Below are 1,973 nucleotides of genomic sequence, written 5' to 3'. Positions count from 1 at the left end.
GCAGGCGGTTCCCCGTCCCTTCCATAAGCCCCCTGTGCATCGCGCTGGGGTCTTTTTGCTGCATCGCGCGGTATTGGTGGTAGTACGCCAGGAGTTCTATGGCGTCGCTGCGGCGGATGGTTCTGTTGATGACGCGCCCGCTGTGCATATTGCTGGCGATGATCTGGTAGCTTTCTTCGCCGATGCTTACGACGTCTGTTTTCATGGTTGTGGTGCCTTCTGTCCGTGTGGGGATGGAAGGTAATTTACAATATAAAGTTGCACCCAGCAAGCCTTTGTTGTAATTTTTCCTAAAAAAATGACCTCCCATTTTTTGTAGGGAAGTCAATGAATTACAATAAAACCTTGCTACAGCATGACGGAATACCAAAAAACGCGCCCGATTATTTTTATCGATTGCTCCTGTATTTGCGCCCCTGTGTATTCTTCGTCGGGGTGCTCTTCGGCGTTGTAGCTGCGCATGCGCAAGCCGCCGCTGGGCATTCGGTAGAGTATTTTTACGCGCAAAAGGTCGCCGTGACTAAGCGCGTATATTTTGCCGTCGATTATGTTGGTGCTGCCCTTGTTTACGCCGATAACGCTGCCATCTGGCAATACAGGTTCCATGCTGTTGCCAATGGCCTTGAAACACACCGCATCATTGGGCAATACGTGGTGTCTATGCAGTATTTCGCGACTGAAGCGGATCCCCTTTGTGCTGCTGTAATACTCTGCCACTACTGCACCTTTGCCCAAGGCTAACTCAACTTCTTCCAAGAGGGGAACAACTACTTCACTGCCGTCAACGGGGGTATCACTGCACCACGGGGAGATCGGTGCAAGCAATGTTGCATTTGTCTCAACACTGCGTGCGGGGGCTGGCGCATCATCTCCCGTTACAAGGTACTGAACAGTGATCCCCAAGACAGAGGCGACATCATTTAACCGCGAGCCGCGCGGGTTTGACTTGCCGCCTTCCCAGTTCTGTATCGCTTGCGGGGAAAGCCCAAGTGCTCGGGCAAGCTCTGATTGATTCAGTCCTTTGCTCTCGCGCGCCCGCGCAAGCCGCTTAGCTAGTGTGTCCATGACTACAGTCTACAACGAGTTGTTGCACGTCTCACTACAATAACGGGTTGCACACATAAAAAAATATCTGTAATCTTTCGTTGCAGCAGATGCAGGATTTTCGGAAGGTTTGCATGAAGGCTATCACTAAAGCTTGTAAACGGGTCGGCGGGCAGTCTGCGTTAGCCAGGTTGCTCGGCTGCACCCACCAAGCGGTTCAGCGAATGAACGCTTGCGGCGTCGTCCCCGCAACCCGCGTGCTGGCGATTGAGGCGCTAACCGGCGTTTCGCGCTACGAGCTGCGTCCCGATATTTTCGGCGAACAACCACAGCCCCAACAGGAGAACACCCATGCCTAACGGCTTAAACAACGATCAAACCGTAGCCGCTCATTTGCCTGGTGCCGTTGTGTTCGGCGGGTCTAAGGGGCTGTTTTTTATCGGTGCCGAGCAGGTCAAGTGTGACTGGAAATGTGACTGGTTTTATGTGGCGATTACCGCCGACAAATGGGCGATATTTCAGCGCTCCCATGAGGATAAAAGCCTTTTTGCCGCCGTGGCGATTGTTGATGCACCGGGCTTTAAAGGCACGCCTTTGCTGAATCCTTGCGCGTATTGGCGCAGCGAGACCGCTCGCGAGCAGTCTCAACAAGAATTTGAGCGGTTTAAAGCGAAATGGCGGGATTTGCCGTGGGTCGATATTCCCGCCGCACAACCACAACCCCAACAGGAGGCCGATCATGCCTAACCTTAACCCGCGCATCTGGCTGCGCGATGCTGTCCGTTGGCTGCGTGATGCTGTCCGCGCGGCTCCAACGTGGAAAAAACGCCTTGTCAAGAGGTTTTGGAATTGGCTTAACGCGCCCTCGCTGCGCGAGGTGGTCGAGCAGCAAGGGCGCGAGAGTGCGTCTTTTAAAAAAGACTCTATCG

At 53.6% G+C, this 1,973-nt stretch carries 5 protein-coding genes; 3 read left to right on the top strand and 2 right to left on the bottom strand.

Annotated features, from left to right (window positions below):
• Both AXE65_RS04515 and AXE65_RS04510 read right to left on the bottom strand, forming a co-directional pair.
• The coding region (locus tag AXE65_RS04515) for a hypothetical protein (RefSeq protein WP_153015385.1) at positions 1-205 on the bottom strand (205 nt) is incomplete at its 3' end.
• 143 nt (positions 206-348) lie between these two features.
• Positions 349-1,065, bottom strand: coding sequence for an XRE family transcriptional regulator (locus AXE65_RS04510; RefSeq protein ID WP_068388704.1), 717 nt, complete (start codon positions 1,063-1,065; stop codon positions 349-351).
• Positions 1,066-1,178: 113 nt separating this feature from the next.
• Here AXE65_RS04510 and AXE65_RS04505 point away from each other — a divergent pair, with 113 nt between their 5' ends.
• From AXE65_RS04505 to AXE65_RS04495, 3 genes are all read left to right on the top strand, one after another.
• Positions 1,179-1,403 carry a transcriptional regulator gene (locus tag AXE65_RS04505; protein ID WP_068388707.1) on the top strand — a complete coding sequence of 75 codons (225 nt, stop codon included), beginning with the start codon at positions 1,179-1,181 and terminating at the stop codon, positions 1,401-1,403.
• Positions 1,396-1,791, top strand: a complete 396-nt coding sequence (locus AXE65_RS04500) for a hypothetical protein (protein WP_068388701.1) — start codon at positions 1,396-1,398, stop codon at positions 1,789-1,791. Before AXE65_RS04505 ends, AXE65_RS04500 begins: the two co-directional genes overlap by 8 nt.
• Positions 1,784-1,973 (top strand): hypothetical protein (locus tag AXE65_RS04495; protein ID WP_153015384.1); only part of this gene is annotated, 190 nt, incomplete at its 3' end. The genes AXE65_RS04500 and AXE65_RS04495, both read left to right, overlap by 8 nt.

The sequence above is a fragment of the Ventosimonas gracilis genome, from assembly GCF_001580025.1.
GTDB classification, from domain to species: domain Bacteria; phylum Pseudomonadota; class Gammaproteobacteria; order Pseudomonadales; family Pseudomonadaceae; genus Ventosimonas; species Ventosimonas gracilis.
This window is presented reverse-complemented; position numbering and strand designations above follow the sequence as displayed.

Bases quoted from the DNA above. Each gene is read 5' to 3' on its own strand.
- AXE65_RS04510 (WP_068388704.1), bottom strand. From the start codon at position 1,065: ATGGACACACTAGCTAAGCGGCTTGCGCGGGCGCGCGAGAGCAAAGGA.
- AXE65_RS04505 (WP_068388707.1), top strand. From the start codon at position 1,179: ATGAAGGCTATCACTAAAGCTTGTAAACGGGTCGGCGGGCAGTCTGCG.
- AXE65_RS04500 (WP_068388701.1), top strand. From the start codon at position 1,396: ATGCCTAACGGCTTAAACAACGATCAAACCGTAGCCGCTCATTTGCCT.